The sequence below is a fragment of the Plantactinospora endophytica genome (assembly GCF_016862915.1).
GTDB classification, from domain to species: domain Bacteria; phylum Actinomycetota; class Actinomycetes; order Mycobacteriales; family Micromonosporaceae; genus Plantactinospora; species Plantactinospora endophytica.
This window is the reverse complement of record NZ_BONW01000028.1, coordinates 23,736-41,288: the sequence shown is the minus strand read 5'-3', so window position 1 is coordinate 41,288 and position 17,553 is coordinate 23,736. Positions and strand designations below refer to the sequence as shown.

Below are 17,553 nucleotides of genomic sequence, written 5' to 3'. Positions count from 1 at the left end.
TGCCTCCGACGGCCCCCGGCCACCTCCTCCAGGTCGCCCGAACACGCTCCGCCAATATTATTGGAATATTTTCCGAATATCGTCCGGCACCCATTCATCAAGAGTTCGAAATGGCTTGGTCGGCCACCGGAAACGGGGCGGTCCCGCCGGACGAGGGGTCAGCCGGGCTTCGGCGGCAGGTGGGCCGGCGCGCGTTGCCGACGGTCGGGTCAGGTGGCGGAGCCGCGCCATCCGCCAAGCAGATCTAGTTGTTTCCGGGATCAAAGCGGGCAGAACGCCGCGCGGTCGACGGTCGACGGTCCCTGCTGGCGCGCGGAGCATCGACTTGAGCCAGGGGCTGAATTTGACGACTTTCACGATAATTTAAAGTCGCAGCCTGAGTTCAGAATGGTCGCCGGAGCGGGTGCTTCCCGGCAGCGACCGGCGCGTGCCACCCTCCCGAGCAGGCTAGCCAACGAAAGGTTCGGTGGGTATGGTGCCTGCCAGAGAGCATATCGAACTCGGGGGATGTCATGAGGGTTGTTTTCTCAACTGAAGGGCTTGCGCGCGTTCGCTTACTATCAAGCTATTGTCCAATCTCCGAAACACTATTCGCGGCACGTCTTTTCAGTCGGAGCGCCGGCGCCGCCCTGTTCGACGGATGGCGTCGTGGCGTACGGATGCAGGTCGGGCACCGGGCACCGGCGATCGAGTCGGTCGCACACGCTCTGCAACCGTCGGCCGAGATGTTCCGCACGCCCGTCTCCGCGTTCGACCCGGAGATGGCGGCCAGCTACCTGCCGGGCAAACCGGCGGCGAGCGTCAGCGCCATCCTGCGCCGGTTCCACGACAGCGGGGTCGCGCCGTACCGGCAGGCGGTCTCCAACTTCCTGGAAGCCGACCGGGCGTCCCGGGGCAACATCATGCTCGGCCACGGCGTCGACGGCTTCCTGCGCAGCCTGCATCCGCTGATCTCGTGGGAGCCGCCGGTCCTGGAGGTCAGCAACGGGTCGGACCGGACCGTACTCATCGACGACCGGGGACTCCTCTTCTCGCCGTCGCTGTTCTACTTCGACCGTCCGGACGTCTTCGCACCCCACAACGACGAGGCCAGCCCGCCGGTGCTGGTCTACACCCCACCGATCACCGTCGAGGCGGCGAACCGCCTCTGGAACCGCGACGAGCACAAGGAGCGGGCGCTGGCGGCGCTCGTCGGCCGTACCCGCAGCAAGCTCCTGGGCGCGCTGTCCGGCAGCTCCACCACGACCGAGCTGGGGCGCCGGCTCGGCGTCTCCGCCGCGTCGGTCAGCCAGCACACCGGAGTACTCCGCGAGGCCGGCCTGATCACCACCCACCGGCGACAGAACACCGTCCGGCACAGCCTCACCCCACTGGGCGTCGCCCTCGTCAACCGTCTGGAGACGGCCGGTCGACCGGGTGCCACCAATGCGGGACCGGCCACCACGCCCACCACGCAGCCGCAGAACGACCTGGTGAAAGCCTCCTGAGCCACCCAGCCGGACGTCGCTGACCCGCCCTCCCGGTCCCGGTCAGCCCCGGCGGACCCGACCCGCGCCTCCGGCCCGGTGCCAGCCAACCTGGCACCGGGCCGACCACGCGCCCGACGAACACCGGGCCGGAACGACGACGGCGCCGGCCCCCTGCGGGGCCGGCGCCGTCGGGCAACCGTCGACGGTCAGCGCACGGCGGGCAGCTCGTCCTGGGCGGCCCCGGTGTACCCCCACTGCCGGCCGGTACCCAGCGCCGGCACGTCCCGCAGGCCCGACTGCCGAACCGGGCCGCTGGCGCGTACCTCGACCGTCGCGCCCGCCGCCGGCTGGAGCCGGAGCACTCCCGGCCCGGCCTGCTCGGCCGGAAGCAGCCGACCCGACTCGTCCCGCACCTCGACCGCACCGGCGATCCCGTGCTGCAACAGCAGCGGGCGGCCGGCCTCGCTGCGTACCCGGATCCAGTCGGTGCGGCCGTCGCTGCGCGACGCGTCCAGCACGAACGCGCCCGGCGCACGCAGCCCGCCGATCGAGGCGTCCCGCCAGGCGCCCGGCAGGCCCGGGAAGACCTCGACCACGTTGTCGTCGTCGCCGGAGACCAGCATCCGCATCATCACCTGGGCCGCCTCGAACGACGCACCCGGCTGCGGCACCCGGCCGTCCCGGTAGAGCGTGCTGGAGCCCAGCCGCGAACCGGCGTGCTCGCCGCCCGCAACGACCTGTCCGAGGTGCCGCAGCGCCAGCTCCGGCGCCCGCACCCCGACCGCCATCGTCGCGGCCGAGAGGTACGACCGGCCGGTCCACGCCTCCGGCATCCCGGACCAGTGGTCCAGACTGCGCCGCATCAGGTCCCGGTCACCGTCGCGCCGCCACGCCTTCTCCCCCAGCGGATGCATCCAGAGCAGGTGTGCGGGCTGGGCCTGCGAGATCGTCAGCCGGACACCCGCGCCGAGCAGCACACCGGTCTCGTCGGTGTGGTACGGCACCAGCCGGTCGAGCAGCCCGCGCCACCGGTCGAGTTCGGCGTACGCCGGATCGCCGGGCCGGGCCGACTCCACCAGCCGGCCGGCGGCCCAGCGCAGCAGCGAGAGGTCGTGGGTGCTGTCCTCGACGTCCCCGTAACCGGGCGAGTAGGTGGACGGCAGGTGCAGCCGACCGTCCGCACCCTCCAGCAGGAAGTTGGCGTAGTAGCCGACGGCGCTGCGCAGCATCGGCTGGAGCACCCCGCTCAGGATCCGCGCGTCGCCGCCGTACCGGTAGCTGTCCCAGACCTCCGGAAGGTTCCAGGCGAGCACCGGGTTCTCCGCGTCCCCGGACTTCAGCCCCGCCCCCGGCGTGGCGAACACCAGGTGGTCGAAGCTCTGCGGCCAGTCGCCGCCGGCCGCCGCGGCAGCCGCCGGGTGCAGTTCGAGGTGGTTGGTCGAGGCGAGCGTGCTCGGGGTGTCCAGGCCACCGGCCGGGTCGCTGCGCGCGGTACTGGCCGCCGCGTAGACCTGCAACCAGTGGAACCGCTGCAACGTCTTGTCGGGTACCGAGACGAAGCTGCCCGAGTAGTGGTCGTGCCACCACCGGCGGTGGGCGGCGAGCACCTGCTCCGGATCCTTGGCCAGCAACTCGCGGACCCCGGTCGCGGGATCGCCGATCGCCACCCAGCGACGGCTGCCGGTCCACCGGTCGCGCCAGCCCAGCTCGTCCGTGGCGCCGGTCAGCCGGCCGGCCGCCCGCTCACCGCCGCCGGGAGTGAACCCGGCCAGCAGCACACCGCTGCCGCGCGGCACCGCGACGGTGAACTTCAGGCTGCCTCGGGTGGTGCTGACCGTGCCGGTCAGTTCCGCGTTCCACGGGTCGAGTTGCCAGCGCGCCCCGGTGAGGGTACCGGCCAGCGGCAGGGTGAACCGGGCCGTCGGCGTGTGCCAGGCCGTTCCCGCCGCGCCGATCGCGAAGGTCAACCCGGTGCCCCGCGCGGCGGCGTACACCTGGGCGGTCAGTGATCCGTCGCCGAGGAACGGCGCGTTCCACCAACCGGTCGGCGGGCGGGTCCAGAGCATCGTGGCGTCCCGCACCACGGTCTCGTGCGGATCCGCCGCCGCGCCGCTGGACGCCCACGCCGGGCCACTGTCGAAGAGCCGGGCGCCACCGGCGGCGGCGAACCCGGCGACGGCCAGCCCACGAAGGAACTGGCGTCTCTCAATACCTGACATCAAATAGTCTCCTCACGGCCCCGCCGGCCGTCCCCGGTCAGCGATTCTGATGGAACTTCTGCAGGGCGTCCGCGACCACGGCCAGTGCCGCCGCAGCCGGCGTACGGCGTCGCGGTTCAGGTGCGGGCTGCGGCGTGCGGCCGTCGGGCAGCGGCGAACTCCGCCAGGGCGTCCGCGGCCCGGGCACCGGGCGGGTCGGCGGTGGCCATCGGCGCGGCCAGCCGGGCCAGCTTCGCCTTGATCTCGTCGTCTCCGGCGAGCCGGCGGGCGGCGTCGAGGATCCCGTCGAGCGGTACCGTCCGGCCGAGCACGAAGCCGACGCCGAGTTCCTCCAGGTGCGCGGCGGTGCCCTTCTGGTCCAGCGAGAAGGGCGCGGTCAGCATCGGCACGCCGCACCGCACCGCGTCGAGCACCGAGTTCATCCCGGCATGGGTCAGGAAGACGTCGCTGTGCCGCAGCACGGCGTGCTGCGGCACGTACTGCCGGGCGTGCACGTTGGGCGGCAGGTCGCCGAGTTCGGCGGGATCGGTGCGGGCGGTGGCCATCACCACCGTCCACTCGGTGTCCCGGAACGCCTCGGCGACCTGCCGGTAGAAGTCGGTGCCGCGCTGGTAGACGGTGCCGGAGGAGACGTAGATGACCGGGCCGGCGGCGAGCCGGTCCCAGGGCAGGTCGACGTCGGGATGCGCCTCGTCGGCCCGCAGCAGCGGCCCGACGAAACGGTACCGGTCGTCGTCGAAGCTGGCCCGGTCCGGCTGCAACTCGTCGGTCGTGTTCACCAGGGCGAGCGCGGCGCGGTCCCGCATCGCCGGATGGACGATCCGGATCAGCCCGGTACCGATCAGCAACGCCGCGACGAGCGGGCCGGCGGACCGGCGGATGCCGTCGATCCCCATCCGCCGGTTCATCGCGAACGTGCCGGTGAAGGAGGCCAACGGAGTCCGGGTACGCCGGGCTGCGGCACCGCCCCACTCCGCGTAGAGGTCGGTCACCACCACGTCGGGTCGCCAGTCCGGCCAGCGCCCGACGAATTCGTCGACGAGCCGGGCCCGCCGTTTCCGGATGCCCGCGTTGACCCGACGCCGCGCCGCGCGGTCGCGCCGGCCGAGGCTCGCCGGCACCGACCCGAGAATCGGGGTCTCGATCTCGTGCACCCGGGCACCCTCGGCGGCGAACGCGGAGGCGAACTCCGGGTCCACCGCCACGTCGACAACCGATTCCCGGGCCAGGAGTTCCGCGACGACCGGAATCATCGGATTCACGTGCCCGTGCATCGGAAAGGGAACGAAAAGATAGCGCGTCATTACAGCTCCCGGACCGTCCGCCACCAAGCGCAGCAATCATCCGGCAAGACGACGGCAGAATTGATTTCCCACGGCGCACATCACCGGTACGGCACGGCCACGCTAGCACCGACGATCTACCACGTCACCCTCCTTAAGCGGTACGTGAATGAGGAGGGCCGGGGTCCGGAGAATGCCATACTAACTGCCCACCCACAGTAGACAGCACCCCGGCCGGGCGGTATACATGCGCTGTCGCTCCGCTGCGGGCACAACGGGGGAAGGATCGTGCGGTGACGGTGACGAGAGCCAACAGTCTGCTCGACCTGTTCGAGTCCGAATGGATCGCGCGTCCCTACGAATTGTATTCCCGGCTACGGGAGCAACACCCGGTTTATTGGGACGACCTGATGCGGACCTGGGTCGTGCTGACCCACGCCGAGGTGGCCGAGTTGTCGAAGGACAACCGGCTGTCCGGCGCCCGCATCGACGAATTCCACGCCCAGCTCCCGGCGGAGTCGCAGCGGGCGATGGCGCCACTCGCCGCGATTCTCAAGAAGATGATGCTGTTCACCGAGCCGCCGGAGCACACCCGGCTGCGCAAACTGATCCGGGCGAACCTGTCGACGCGGTTCATCCGGAACATCCGGTCGACGATCGAGCAGCTCACCGACGACCTGCTGGACCGGGTGGTGCCGACCGGCCGGCTGGACGTGATCCACGACTTCTCCGAGCCGCTGACCCGGGGCGTCATCGCGATGCTGGCCGGCGTCCCGCCGCACGCCGAGCACCTGCTGGAACAGTGGCGCGGGCTGCTGCCGGAGTTCTTCTCCCAGTCCGACGCCGAGATGCCCCGGCTGACGAAGCTGCGCGAGGTCTTCGACGAGAACGCCGAGGAGCGCCGGGCCGGGATCGGCGACGACCTGTTCACCCAGATGGTCGCCGGGCAGTTGCGCCAAGGCGACTACACCGACGACGAGGTCTTCGCGAACTTCCTGCTGCTCATCGACGCCGGGCAGGCAACCACCACGAACCTGATCGGCAACGCCGCCCTCGCCCTGCTGGAGCATCCCGACCAGGCGGAGCTGCTGCGCCGGCAGCCGGATCTCGCGGCGAACGCCGCGCACGAGTTCCTCCGGTACGACAGTTCGGTGCAGTTCACCACCCGGATCGCCCTGTCCGACGTGGAGGTGGCCGGCAAGGTGATCCGGGCCGGCGAGTCCGTGGCCCTGGTGCTCGGCGCCGGCAACCGTGACCCGCTGCGCTATCCCGACCCGGACCGGCTGGACCTGACCCGCAAGGCGTCCGACCACCTCTCCTTCGGCCACGGCATCCACTACTGCCTCGGTGCGGTACTCGCCCAGACGGAGATCGAGATCGCCATGCGCCGGCTGGTGCAGCGGACCACCAACTGGCGGGTCGACGGCGAACTCGGCTGGCTGGACAGCATCAACTTCCGCTTCCTCCGCGGACTCCCCCTCCACTTCGACCCACGAGACCCGGAGGTAGCACCGTGACCCCTCTCCCGACCGACCAGCCGCGTACCGTCATCCTCGGCGTGGCGGCCAGCGACGCCCACGCGGTCGCCAACCAGCTCATCTGCCGGCTGTTGCGGGCACACGGCTTCCACGTCGTCAACCTCGGGGTCTGCACCCCGCTGCACGAGTTCGCGGACGCGCTCGACGCCGAGCCGGCCGCCGAGGCGATCCTGATCGGCAGCGTCAACGGCCACGCGTACGCGGACCTGCGGGACCTGCCGGAGCTGCGCCGCCAGGGCCGGCTCGACCGGCCGGTGGTGCTCGGCGGCAACCTGTCGGTCGGCGCGCACAAGCGGTCGGCCGACCTCGACCGGCTCACCGCGCTCGGCGTCGACCACATCGTGACCGGGCTGTCCGAGCTGCTGCCGCTGCTGGACACCCTGCACGCGGCCCGCCAACCGGCACCGCAACATGGCTGAGTTCCCCGGGCTGGAGGTCAGTGCGGCGGTCGCCGCCCGGCTGCCGGACTGGGACGACATCGTGGCGTACCTGCGGAACCGGCCCGGCGACACGGTGCCCGACGTGCTCCGCGCCGCCGACCGCTCCGGCGTGCCCGCGATCCAGCCGCGCTGCGGGGTGGGCGGGCACGCCGAGATGCTGGCCCTGCTGCGGGAACTGGCCCTCTCCGCGCCCTCGGTGCTGTCGGTCACCATCGACTCGTACACCCGGCTGCGGCAGTTCGACGTCGCCGCCCGGGTACTCGCCGAGGAGCCGGCCCGGCTGAACGGGTACCCGCTGGTCGCGCACGGCTGGCAGCGCGGCCGGGAGCTGGCGGACGCGGTCCCGGTGCCGCTGGAGGTCCGGCACGGCTCGCCGGACGGCCGGGACCTGTTCGCCACCGCGCTGGCCGCCGGGATCACCTCGTTCGAGGGCGGCGGCATCGGCTACAACCTGCCGTACTGCAAGGACGTGCCGCTGGACGTGTCGCTGCGGAGCTGGCAGCAGGTCGACGCCGCCTGCGGTGCGCTGGCCGACGCGGGCGTGCTGGTGGACCGGGAGCTGTTCGGCACCCTGACCGCCGTGCTGGTACCGCCGTCGATCAGTCTCGCGGTCACCCTGCTGGAGGCGGTCGCCGCCGCCCGGGAGGGCGTCCGCTGCATCTCGATCTCCTACCCGCAGGGCGGGGAGATCCACCAGGACGTCGCCGCGCTGCGGGCCGTCCGGACGCTCGCCGCCCGCTACCTCGATCCCCGGGTCGAGGTGTTCCCGGTGCTGCACCAGTTCATGGGCGCCTTTCCGGCCGACCCGGCCTGGGCCTCCGGGCTGATCCTGCACGGCGCGCTGACCGCCCGGCTGGGCGGCGCCAGCAAGGTGGTCAACAAGACCGAGCAGGAGGCGCGCGGGCTGCCCGACGCCGACGCCAACGGCAAGGGGATCCGGCTCACCGCGGTCGGCGCGTCCAGCATGTTCGACTTCGTCGAGCTGGACGCCGACCGGGTCGCCGAGGAACTGCACTGGATCGAGGAGGAGGTCGCCGAACTCGTCGAACCGGTGCTGGCCGAGGAGGACCTGCTGGCCGCCATCGGCGCCGCGTTCCGCACCGGCCGCCTCGACGTGCCGTTCAGCGCCAGCGTGCACGCCCGGAACCAGGTCATCCCGCGCCGGGACCCGGGCGGCGCGATCCGGTACGCCGACCACAGCGCGCTGCCGTTCTCCGGCGCCACCCGGCGGCGGCACGCCGCGCTGCTGGCCGGATCGGCGCCGGCACCGCGACCGGGGCCCGGGGAGATCACCGCGGTCATCCGGGACATCTCGTACTTCGCCGACCGCACCCCGGCGCGCACGCCGTGACGGCACACCCCTGCCGAGCCGACATCCGAGTCCGACATTAAGGAGGTACCGTGAGCTATCTGGGGTACCCACGCCTGAACTTCGCCGGACAGTTCCAGGCGGACATATCAACCATCAACAATGCCCTTCGCTACTACAACAACAACGCCTTCGAGCCGCGCTTCCAGCGCCTCGCCTACTTCACGGACAAAGGCGTCATCGACGAGAACGGCCTGTTCAACCCCAAGGGCACCGGCACGTTCCGGCTCTCCGGGCTGACCGTACGCAGCGGGCTGCGCCCGGACGGCACCCTGCTGAACCCCGGCGACGATCCGGTGGTCGGCGGCCAGATCCGGGACGACAACCTGCGGGTCAACGCCAAGATGGTCGACATCGACCAGCGCGACCAGACCGTACCCGGCATCTACGGCATGCGGATGCGGATCGTCGACACCACCGGAGCCGAGCAGTTCCGGGCCGACCTGGAGCCGTCCTGGATCGAGGACCTGTGGCGACGCGGGCCGGGACTGCCGCAGCCTGCCGGCACCAACGCCGCCGCCGGGTTCACCTCAGTGCTGAAGAACCTCCAGTGGGCCGACAACGTCACCTCCGCGCTGCTGCGCGACCTGCGCGACGCCGCTGAGGAGGAGATGCTGTCGATCCGGTTCGTGCTGGACGGCTACAGCGTCGAACTGATCGAGAACGGCGGGTCGCACACCTACGGCCGGCTGGTCGGCAGCATCGGCCCGTACCGGTCCGGGGAGCCGCGCCGGTTCGTCGCCGGCCGACGGCTGCGCCGGGTCGCCGGCACGTCGATGTGGGACGCCCCGGTACGCACCGAGGAGCAGACCCGGCGGGTCTACCTGGACCTGTCGAACAGTTGGCCGACCAGCAGCAAGGGCGGCCCGCTGACCGACCTCGGCGTGGTCAGCCTGGCGGTGCTCGACCCCGACGGCACTCCCCGACGGCTCGCCCCGCTGCCCGGCATCGACTCGACGTTCCTGGAGGGCCGGGGCGGGATCACCGCCGTCCAGCTCACCGCCGAACAGTTCGCCGGCATCGCCGACCGGCAACTCGCGCTGGTCAACGCGGCCGAACCGCCGCAGGTGCTGCTCGCCGAGAGCCCGGACGGGATCTGGCTGCACCCCGACGAGATCGTGCACCGGCTCTATCCGGCGAGGCCGTACGACGTCGCGACCACCACCGTGCACGTGACCAGGTTCGGCCGGCCGGCGGCCGGGGTCGAGGTGAAGGTGAACCCGGTTAGCCCGACGAGCACCATCGAGTTCCCGAGCACCCTCACCACCGACGCCCGGGGTCGGGTCGACCTGAAGCTGACCGCCAAGGAGCCGCCGACCGAGACCTTCATCGACGGTGTCACCAGCGCGGTGCTGCTGAACACTCCGGAGCGGCCCAACCAGCCGGACGCCCGGGTCGCCGTACTCGTCTTCAACAAGCACGAGGCGCCGGAACGCCCCACCTGGAACCGGGACGTCTGGCCGATCTTCCAGCAGTACGCCAACCTCTACCCGGTGATGCGGGACCTGTTCGACCTCGGCAACTACCGGCATGTGGTGGAGCAGAAGACGTACGTCAAGCGCACCCTGCTGGCCCCGGTGGACTCACCGACCCACATGCCCGTCACTCGGGACCTCTCACCTGGAAAGCGAGACATGATCGTGAAATGGTTGGACACCAAGCCGGTCCCGCCCGTCATGGAGATCACCTCCCGGGAAGAGCTGAAGGCGGTGCTGCAACAGGCGCTGCTGATCGAGCAGGCGACGATCCCGCCGTACAGTGCGGCGCTCTTCTCCATCAAGCCCGGGTTCAACAACGCCATCCGTGAACTGATCCGGGGCGTGCTGCTGGAGGAGATGCAGCACATGGCGCAGGTCTGCAACATCCTCAACGCGATCGGCGGTACCCCGCAGATCGGCCGGCCCGGCCTGGTGCCGACGTACCCCGGCCGGCTGCCCGGCCCGGTGATGCCCGACGTGAACGTGCGGCTCCGGCGGCTCTCCATCCAGCACGTCAAGGACGTGTTCATGGCGATCGAGCAGCCCGAGCACCCGACGGTGGACGGCAAGGCGTTCCACGGCGCGGTGATCGGCAAGGACAGCGTGCAGACCGACAAGGCCGGCCGGGTGCAGCAGGCCGACGCGACCGCGATGCGGCAGATGGAGGAGTTCTTCACGAAGGCGGAGTACAAGCCGATGACGATCGGCTGGTACTACAACCAGATCGCCAGGGCGATCATCCGGTTCGACGACGGCAAGCTGTTCACCGGTGACCCGGCCAAGCAGGTCGGCTGGCCGGACGCCCCGGGCACGCTCTTCCAGGTCACCGACCGCCGCTCCGCGCTGCTCGGCATCCTCCAGATCATCGAGCAGGGCGAGGGCAGCCCGCACGACGTCGACGGGGACAACCTCGGCGACCCCGAGGAGCTCGGCCACTACTACCGGTTCGCCGAGATCGTGCACGGCCGGCAGCTCATCCGGAACTCCCGGGGCAAGTGGGCGTACGAGGGTCCGGAGATCCCGTTCGACCCCGAGGGCGTGTACCCGGTGGTCGACGACGCCGACTCGTACCGGCTGGCGGACGGCTCGGTCGGGCGGCGCGAGTCGCTGCGCTGCGACGAGTCGTACACGAACATGCTGACCAGCCTGCACCGGGTCTTCAACGGCCACCCGGAGGAGATGGACAACGCGGTGGCGTTGATGGGCCAGCTCCAGATCCAGGCCAAGCGTCTCTTCGACATCCCGTCCGCCGACGGCGCGTCCACGGTGCTGGGGCCGGCGTTCCAGTCCCCGCAGACCTGAGCAGAACCGCCGACGCCGCCCGCTCCGGGGTTTTCCCCGGGCCGGGCGGCGTTTGTCGTCGTGCCGGCCGGTCGCGTCGCGGTCCAACCGGTAGTGGCGGTACGGCGGGGCCACCGACTCCAGCTCCGTGGCGGTCCGGCTGGCGCTGCTCCGGTCCGACGTGGTGATCGAGCTGCCCTTGCCGGCGCGGTCGAGGCGGTCGGTGGGACACCACGAAGACCGCGGTCGGCTCGCCGGTGTTCCGGCGACCGACCGCGGTCGACGTCGTGGGTGGTGCGGGGAACGGGCCCTGGTCAGCCGCCGGCGGTGCCGAAGAAGGTGAGCAGGCTGCTGTTGACCGCCTCGGGCCGCTCCAGGTAGCCGTAGTGGCCGGCGTCGGCGATCACCTCGTAGGTCGCCCCGGGAATGGCGTCGGCCAGGTCGCGGCCCTGGGTCGGCGGGGTGATCAGGTCGTCGGCGAACGAGACCACGTGGCAGGGCACGCTGATCTTCGCGTACGCGGGCCGCCGGTCCGGCATCGCCTCCAGGGCCATCTGGTGCCGGATGCCGGGCCCCGGCGCCGACGACAGCTCGAACAGGTCGAGCCAGTCGCGGACGGCCCGGTCGTCGTCGAGGGTACGCGGGCTGAGCGTCTGCATCGCCCGTACCGCCGCCCGGTAGCTCACCGGCAGCTCGATGCCGGAGTCGTAGAGTTCCGCCTCGGCCCGGGACAGGGCGTTGCGGATCGCGTCCTTGCGGGCCCGGCTGGCCATGAACACCGCCTGGCGCACCAGCTCGGGCCGGGCGAGGGCGAGTTCCTGCGCCACGTAGCCACCCATCGAGGTGCCGACCACCCGGCACGGGCCGAGGTCGAGGTGTTCGATCAGGCCGGCGGTGTCCGCGACCAGGTCGTCGATGGTGAACGGCTCGGCCGTGGCGTTGGCGCCGATCCCCCGGTTGTCGAAGGTCACCACCTGGTATCCGGCGTCGACGAGGGCCGGCACCTGGTGCATGTGCCACGCCTGGCCACCCGCTGCCGAGCCCATGATCATGATTATCGGATCACCGGCGCCCCGCAGCTCGTACGAGACCCGGACGTCACCGAAGGTCATTACCGACATCGTTCTCTCCTCACCGTGGCGGTTCGCCCGGCTCTCACTCGGACAGGGTCTTCAGGCGCAGCACGGGTGACGCCGCGATCTCCCGCTCGGAGAACCGGGCCGGCACCCAACGCCCGGCCGAGAACAGCGCCGTCTGGTCGGCGAAGTGCGCGGACGTGGGATCGCTGGACTGCGCGTAGGTCAGCAGGGTCGCCGCCCGGGGGCCGCCGGCCGCCGGGAACTCCACGACCTGGACGAAGCTCGACCCGTGCACCACCTCGACGTTGCCGGCGCCGGCCTGCCAGGTCGGGGTGATCACGTTGAGCACACCGAGCGCGTGCGGCGCACCGTGCACCGGCAGGCGGTCGCCGTTACGGGTGACCGACTGGTGGTCGGCGAGCGGGGCGTCGACCGGGATGCCGGCGGCCACGAGTTCCGCGACGGCGTCGGCGAAGACCCGCCGCACCTCGGCCTTGCCGGTGGCCAGGCCGCGCGGCGTGTTCACCGGGTCGGCGGCGTCGAAGGGTACCGCCCACGGGCCGCCGGGCACCGCGGTGGCGCCGAGCCGCTGCACGAAGCGGGCGAACAGCAGCGAACCCCGGCTGTCCAGCGAGTAACTGCGGTCCCAGCCGGCCAGCACCGGGCAGGCGGCTGAGACGTCCACCGGTCCGGCGGTACCGGCGGCGGCACCGTCCGGGAAGGACGTACACATCGCCACGGCGTCGTCGACGGTCAACTCGGCCACCCGGCTCTGGTCGGCGAAGAGCACCTGGCGCAGGGTGTCGGCGGTGAAGCCCCGGCCCGGCAGCCCGTCGGTGCCGTCGAGCCGCCGCTGCACCGCGACGATGCTCTGCTGGGTACGCGCCGAGCGGGCCGTGCCGGCCGGCCCGAGTACGGCCGGGAAGCCGGTCAACGGGGCGTCGGGGTGGGTCAGCCAGGCGCTGTCGTTGGCGTTCGTGACGTAGTCGGACCGGGTCAGCCGGGGCAGCCGGGCCGGGCCGAACAGCCCTTCCTGCACCGCGTCGGCGTCGGTGCCCCAGGCACAGGCCGACCGACCGCCGTCGAGGATCGGGATGCCGTTCACCGGGAAGATCTGCCGGCCGAGCGCGGTGGCGCAGGCGGCGAAGTGCTCGTCGGTGACGTGCGGCACCACCTGGATGTCTCCGAAGTAGGCCCGTCCACCCCGGTCGGTGGCCAGCGTGTTGAGCCACGGGATGCCCTGGGTGCGGGACAGCGTCCGGTCCACGTCCCCGGTGCTGCGCGCCGTACCGAGGCCGAACCAGGTGTTCAGCGCCCGCAGGTTGCCGGCGTTGGCGTCCCGGAAGGTGTGCACGGTGGCGCCCCACGGCAACGGCCGGCCGGGTACGCCGCTGAGCACCGGCCCGAGCCGGGTGGACCAGAGGGTCCGGGTCACCGGAGCGAGGCTGCCGTCGGCCTGCCGTACCTGCACGGTCACCTGTCGCGAGGTCATCGGCTCGGCCACGCCGTCCACCAGGTAGCGGGTGGGGTCGGTCGGGTCGACCGGAAGTTCGAAGAGACCGAACGTGGCGGGCACGGCGACGGTGTGCGTCCAGGCGACGTCGCGGTTGTGCCCGATCATCACGGCCGGAAAGCCGAGCAGGCCGGCGCCGGAGACGTCGAACCGGCCCGGGATGGTGAGCTGGCTCTGCCAGAACCGGCGGATGCCCTGCCACGGATAGTGCGGGTTGCCGAGCAGTACGCTGCGGGCCGCACCGGCGGTGCCGGCCGAGCCGATCGCGATGCCGTTGCTGCCGAGGTCGTTGCGGGCCTGCCCGGCCCAGATGCTGCCCGGGCCGGCCGCCGCCGGGGCGGAGGCCGGGGTGGCCGTTCCGCCCGGTGCCGGGGGCTGGGCGCTGACCAGGCCGTCGATCACGCTGCCGCTGCCGGCGCTGACGGTGAAGCCGTAGACGTACCGGTAGACGTCCAGCTCGGTGATCGGGCGTACCCAGCCGGCGCCCCGGCAGGCCGGGTCGGCGATGTTGGCGACCCCGGTGTCCCGCAGGTAGCGGTTGTAGCCGGCCGCGTAGCCCCGGACCATCTCGGCGACCTCGCGGGTCGGGCCGAGCGGCGCCGGCTGTCGGACCAGTCGCTCCACCACCTGCCGGTCCTTGATGTCCTGGAAGTACAGGTCGCTGTTGACCGTGGCCGACGCCCGGCCGAAGCCGGAGTCGATCGGCTGCCGGCTGTCGTGGAACCGCGAACGCTGCCCGTCGACGGTCAGGTACCCGTCGGCCAGCGCACAGATGTTGTCCTTGGCGACGGCGTAACCGTAGCCGTACCCCAGGCCTCGGAAGTCGGCGGCGACGATGTGCGGGATGCCGTACTCGGTGTACCGGATCACCGAGCGGAACCCGCTTCCTCCGGCCGCGGCACCGGCCGGGGCGTACGGCGCCGCCGCTGTCGCGGCGGCCAGTAGCGCCACGGTCGCGGCGGCGACCAGGCGGCGGTTGCGGGAACGGACTGGGCGGGTCAACGGAGCCTGCCTTCCTTGTCGGGCTGGACGGTCGGGGCAACAGTGCCCCGCACCGGCGGGGTACGGACGGTCGGGTGGTCAGGACGCGGTGGCGTCCGTCGCCATCGCGGCGACCAGGCTCTTCGGCCGCATGTCGGTCCAGTTCTCGTTCACGTGGTCCAACGCCGACTGCCGGTCGGTCTCGGGCAGCGCCACCTTCCAGCCGGCCGGTGTCTCGACGAACGACGGCCACAGCGAGTGCTGGCCCTCGTCGTTGACCAGGACCAGGTATCTGCCCTCGGGGTCCTCGAACGGATTGGTGCTCACCGCGGTCATCTCCTTCACTCGGTCTGTTCGGTCTGGGCGGGGGTCACGGGCGTGATCGGTGCGGTGCCGGCCGGGATCGCCGGCCTCCTTCACTCGGTCTGTCTCGTCTGGGCGGAGGTCACGGGCACTGCCATGTGCCGGGCGTCCGGCTCCTGCCGGGTCTGCGCGTCGGGGTCCTGCCGGCGTCCGGGCCGTCAGCCGTCCTGCCATTCGAAGCCGACCGCCAGCCGGCGGTAGCCCTGCACCAGGACGCTCCGTTGCCAGATCGGCCCGTCGGTGACCTCGACCGACCGGACCTCGTCGGCGAGGACCCGGAGCAGCGCGGAGAGTTCCATCCGGGCCAGCGCGGCGCCCAGGCAGTGGTGCGGGCCGTGGCCGAGCGCCAGGTGCTTGTTGGGCCGGCGGTCGGGGCGGAAGACGTGCGGGTCGGCGAACTCGCGGTAGTCCCGGTTGGCGGCCGGCAGCCAGGCGACGACCGGCTCGTTACGCCGGATCGGCTGGTCGTTGATGACCACGTCGTCGGTGGCGACCCGCAGTACGTGCATGGCCGGCGAGGACCACCGGATGATCTCCTCGACCATCAGCGGGTTGAGGGCGGGATCGGCGCGCAGCGCGTCCAGCGCGCCCGGTGTGCTGCTCAGCGCGTTGAAGGTGGCGGTCACCGCGTGCCGGGTCGTCTCGTTCCCGCCGATCAGGACGTTGTCGCAGTTCATCAGCACGTCGGTGTCGGACAGCTCGGGGTCGGCGAGGAAGACGCTCACCAGGTCGTCGCCGGGACGGCGTTTCCGGGTCTCGATCAGGCTGTCGAAGTACAGCAGGATCTCGGTGTGTGCCTCGGCGGGCGTCATCTTCGAGAAACTGTCGTCCGAGCCGCCGAACGCGTGGTTCGTCAGGGTGAGCAGGTGGTCCCGGTCGGCGGGCGGCACGCCCATGATCTCGCAGACCACGGAGGCCGGGATGTGCGGCCCGAGGTCGACGGTGACGTCGGTCTCGGCGGTCTCCCGGGACTTCACCAGGAGGTCCCTGACCTCCTGTTCGACGAAGTCGGTGAGCGCGGTCGCCGTCCGGCGGGACAGCAGGGTGCCGGCGAGCTTGCGCAGCCGCTCGTGGTGCGTTCCGTCGGTCACCACCAGCATCTGGCCGCCGGACCGGTCCGGCCGGGTCGTGTCGAAGCCGATCATCATGCCGTACTCGGAGCTGAACGGCCCGTTCGGAGCGAGGACCTGGCGTACGGCGTCGTAGGAGAAGACCGACCAGAAGCCGTTGGGTGAGCTTCCGGGGTCGCTCCACACCACCCGGCCGTCGGCGATCTGCTCGTCCCAGAACGCGTACCGGTCGATGTCGAGGTAGAGGCCGGGATCACCGAGATCCATGGGGAAACTCCTTAGCCGTGGCGCAGCGGACCACGCTCAACGATTCTGGGTGAACTTCTGCAACGCGTCCGCCGCCGCGGCCACCGGGGCGGCCTCGCGCATCGGTTCGGCCATCCGCTCCAACGCCGACGCCACGTCCGGATCGGAGCGCAGTCGGTCAGCCGTCTCCACGAACGTGGCACCGGGCGCCTTCTGGTCGAGTACCACGGCGACACCCAGCTCCTGGAGCCGGGCGGCCACCCCGCGCTGGTCGTACGCGCGCGGCACCGCGATCATCGGCACCTCGTGCCGGACCGCCTCCAGCACGGAGTTCATGCTCGCCCGGGTCAGGAAGACCGAGGACCGGGACAGCACCGCGGACTGCGGTACGTACCGCCGGGCGATCACGTTCGGCGGCAGGTCGCCGAGTTCGGCCGGGTCGGTCGCGGCCGTCGCCATCACCACCGTCCACTCCGTGTCGGCGAAGGCGTCCGCCAGCGCCCGGAAGAACTGCGGCCCGCAGCCGAAGACGGTGCCGGGCGAGAAGAACAGCGTCGGCCCCCGCTCGATCCGCTCCCACGGCAGGTCGGTGTCGCCGTACCCGCTGGTGTCCCGCAGCAACGGCCCGACGAAGTGGTACCGGTCGCCGAACGTCTCCCAGCGCGGTTGCAGGTGCGGGGTGGCGTTGACCAGCGCCAACTCGGCCCGGTCCCGCAGCGCGGGGTGGAACTGGTGCAGCAGCCCGAGCCGGCGGATCGTCCGCACGTAACGGTCGCCCCGCTGCCGGCGGAGGTTGCCGACGACCATCTCCTCGCTCACCGTGTAGGTCACGCTGAACGACGCGAGCGGGGTGCGCTCGCGCAGCGCGGCGAGTTGGCCCCACCGCGCGGCCAGGTCCGACACCACCACGTCCGGCCGCCACTGTGGCCAGCCCGCCCGCAGCCGACGCACCACGCCACGCCGCTCGCGGAACATCCGCAACGCCGCCTGTCGGTTGCGTCGGCGCTGTTCCTTCGTCGGATTCTCCGGCCAGTCCGTCACCACCGTGGTGACGATTTCCGTGACGTCGCAGCCGACCTCCCGGAACACGTCGGCGAACGGCGCCGCCACTGCGACGTTCACCGTCTCCCCACGGGCGACCAGCTCGGCGGCGACCGGAACCATCGGATTGACGTGCCCATGCATCGGGTACGGAACGAACAGATACCGCGCCACGGGAGAACC

Annotated in this window: 12 protein-coding genes; 5 read left to right on the top strand and 7 right to left on the bottom strand. The window is 71.5% G+C overall.

The window, feature by feature from the left end; translation table 11 throughout:
• Nucleotides 1-659 precede the first annotated feature (659 nt).
• Nucleotides 660-1,487, top strand: coding sequence for an ArsR/SmtB family transcription factor (locus Pen02_RS26260; protein WP_203868779.1), 828 nt, complete (start codon nt 660-662; stop codon nt 1,485-1,487).
• Nucleotides 1,488-1,675: 188 nt separating this feature from the next.
• Here Pen02_RS26260 and Pen02_RS26255 read toward each other — a convergent pair whose 3' ends face one another.
• Entirely contained in the window at nt 1,676-3,688 is a 2,013-nt protein-coding gene (locus Pen02_RS26255; RefSeq protein ID WP_203868778.1) for a glycoside hydrolase family 95-like protein, read from the bottom strand.
• Nucleotides 3,689-3,804: 116 nt separating this feature from the next.
• Nucleotides 3,805-4,992, bottom strand: coding sequence for a nucleotide disphospho-sugar-binding domain-containing protein (locus tag Pen02_RS26250; protein WP_203868777.1), 1,188 nt, complete (start codon nt 4,990-4,992; stop codon nt 3,805-3,807).
• Nucleotides 4,993-5,264: 272 nt separating this feature from the next.
• Between Pen02_RS26250 and Pen02_RS26245 the strand changes: the two genes are divergently transcribed.
• From Pen02_RS26245 to Pen02_RS26230, 4 genes are read left to right on the top strand one after another with little or no spacing between them, the layout of a single operon-like run.
• Entirely contained in the window at nt 5,265-6,488 is a 1,224-nt protein-coding gene (locus Pen02_RS26245) for a cytochrome P450 (RefSeq protein WP_203868776.1), read from the top strand.
• Nucleotides 6,485-6,928 (top strand): cobalamin-dependent protein, encoded by a 444-nt coding sequence (locus tag Pen02_RS26240; RefSeq protein WP_203868775.1) that lies wholly within the window; start codon nt 6,485-6,487, stop codon nt 6,926-6,928. The genes Pen02_RS26245 and Pen02_RS26240 overlap by 4 nt, the downstream gene beginning before the upstream one ends.
• Nucleotides 6,921-8,300 (top strand): methylaspartate mutase, encoded by a 1,380-nt coding sequence (locus Pen02_RS26235; RefSeq protein ID WP_203868774.1) that lies wholly within the window; start codon nt 6,921-6,923, stop codon nt 8,298-8,300. Before Pen02_RS26240 ends, Pen02_RS26235 begins: the two co-directional genes overlap by 8 nt.
• 50 nt (nt 8,301-8,350) lie before the next feature.
• Nucleotides 8,351-11,098 (top strand): ferritin-like domain-containing protein, encoded by a 2,748-nt coding sequence (locus Pen02_RS26230; protein ID WP_203868773.1) that lies wholly within the window; start codon nt 8,351-8,353, stop codon nt 11,096-11,098.
• Between the two features lie 293 nt (nt 11,099-11,391).
• Here the strand turns inward: Pen02_RS26230 and Pen02_RS26225 are convergent, their stop codons facing one another.
• The 5 genes from Pen02_RS26225 to Pen02_RS26205 form a co-directional block, all read right to left on the bottom strand.
• Complete coding sequence (locus Pen02_RS26225; RefSeq protein WP_203868772.1) at nt 11,392-12,198, bottom strand: alpha/beta fold hydrolase; 807 nt, start codon at nt 12,196-12,198, stop codon at nt 11,392-11,394.
• A gap of 34 nt (nt 12,199-12,232) precedes the next feature.
• Complete coding sequence (locus tag Pen02_RS26220; protein ID WP_203868771.1) at nt 12,233-14,671, bottom strand: penicillin acylase family protein; 2,439 nt, start codon at nt 14,669-14,671, stop codon at nt 12,233-12,235.
• A 78-nt stretch (nt 14,672-14,749) separates the two neighbouring features.
• Entirely contained in the window at nt 14,750-14,977 is a 228-nt protein-coding gene (locus tag Pen02_RS26215) for an MbtH family protein (RefSeq protein WP_203868770.1), read from the bottom strand.
• 194 nt (nt 14,978-15,171) lie between these two features.
• Nucleotides 15,172-16,350: a cytochrome P450 gene (locus Pen02_RS26210; RefSeq protein ID WP_203868769.1), complete on the bottom strand. Its 1,179-nt coding sequence runs from the start codon at nt 16,348-16,350 to the stop codon at nt 15,172-15,174.
• Nucleotides 16,351-16,386: 36 nt separating this feature from the next.
• Nucleotides 16,387-17,544 (bottom strand): nucleotide disphospho-sugar-binding domain-containing protein, encoded by a 1,158-nt coding sequence (locus tag Pen02_RS26205; RefSeq protein WP_203868768.1) that lies wholly within the window; start codon nt 17,542-17,544, stop codon nt 16,387-16,389.
• Between the last annotated feature and the right edge of the window lie 9 nt (nt 17,545-17,553).

Coding starts and splice junctions, on each gene's coding strand:
- Pen02_RS26260 (WP_203868779.1), top strand. CDS start 660: ATGCAGGTCGGGCACCGGGCACCGGCGATCGAGTCGGTCGCACACGCT.
- Pen02_RS26255 (WP_203868778.1), bottom strand. CDS start 3,688: ATGTCAGGTATTGAGAGACGCCAGTTCCTTCGTGGGCTGGCCGTCGCC.
- Pen02_RS26250 (WP_203868777.1), bottom strand. CDS start 4,992: ATGACGCGCTATCTTTTCGTTCCCTTTCCGATGCACGGGCACGTGAAT.
- Pen02_RS26235 (WP_203868774.1), top strand. CDS start 6,921: ATGGCTGAGTTCCCCGGGCTGGAGGTCAGTGCGGCGGTCGCCGCCCGG.
- Pen02_RS26225 (WP_203868772.1), bottom strand. CDS start 12,198: ATGTCGGTAATGACCTTCGGTGACGTCCGGGTCTCGTACGAGCTGCGG.
- Pen02_RS26210 (WP_203868769.1), bottom strand. CDS start 16,350: ATGGATCTCGGTGATCCCGGCCTCTACCTCGACATCGACCGGTACGCG.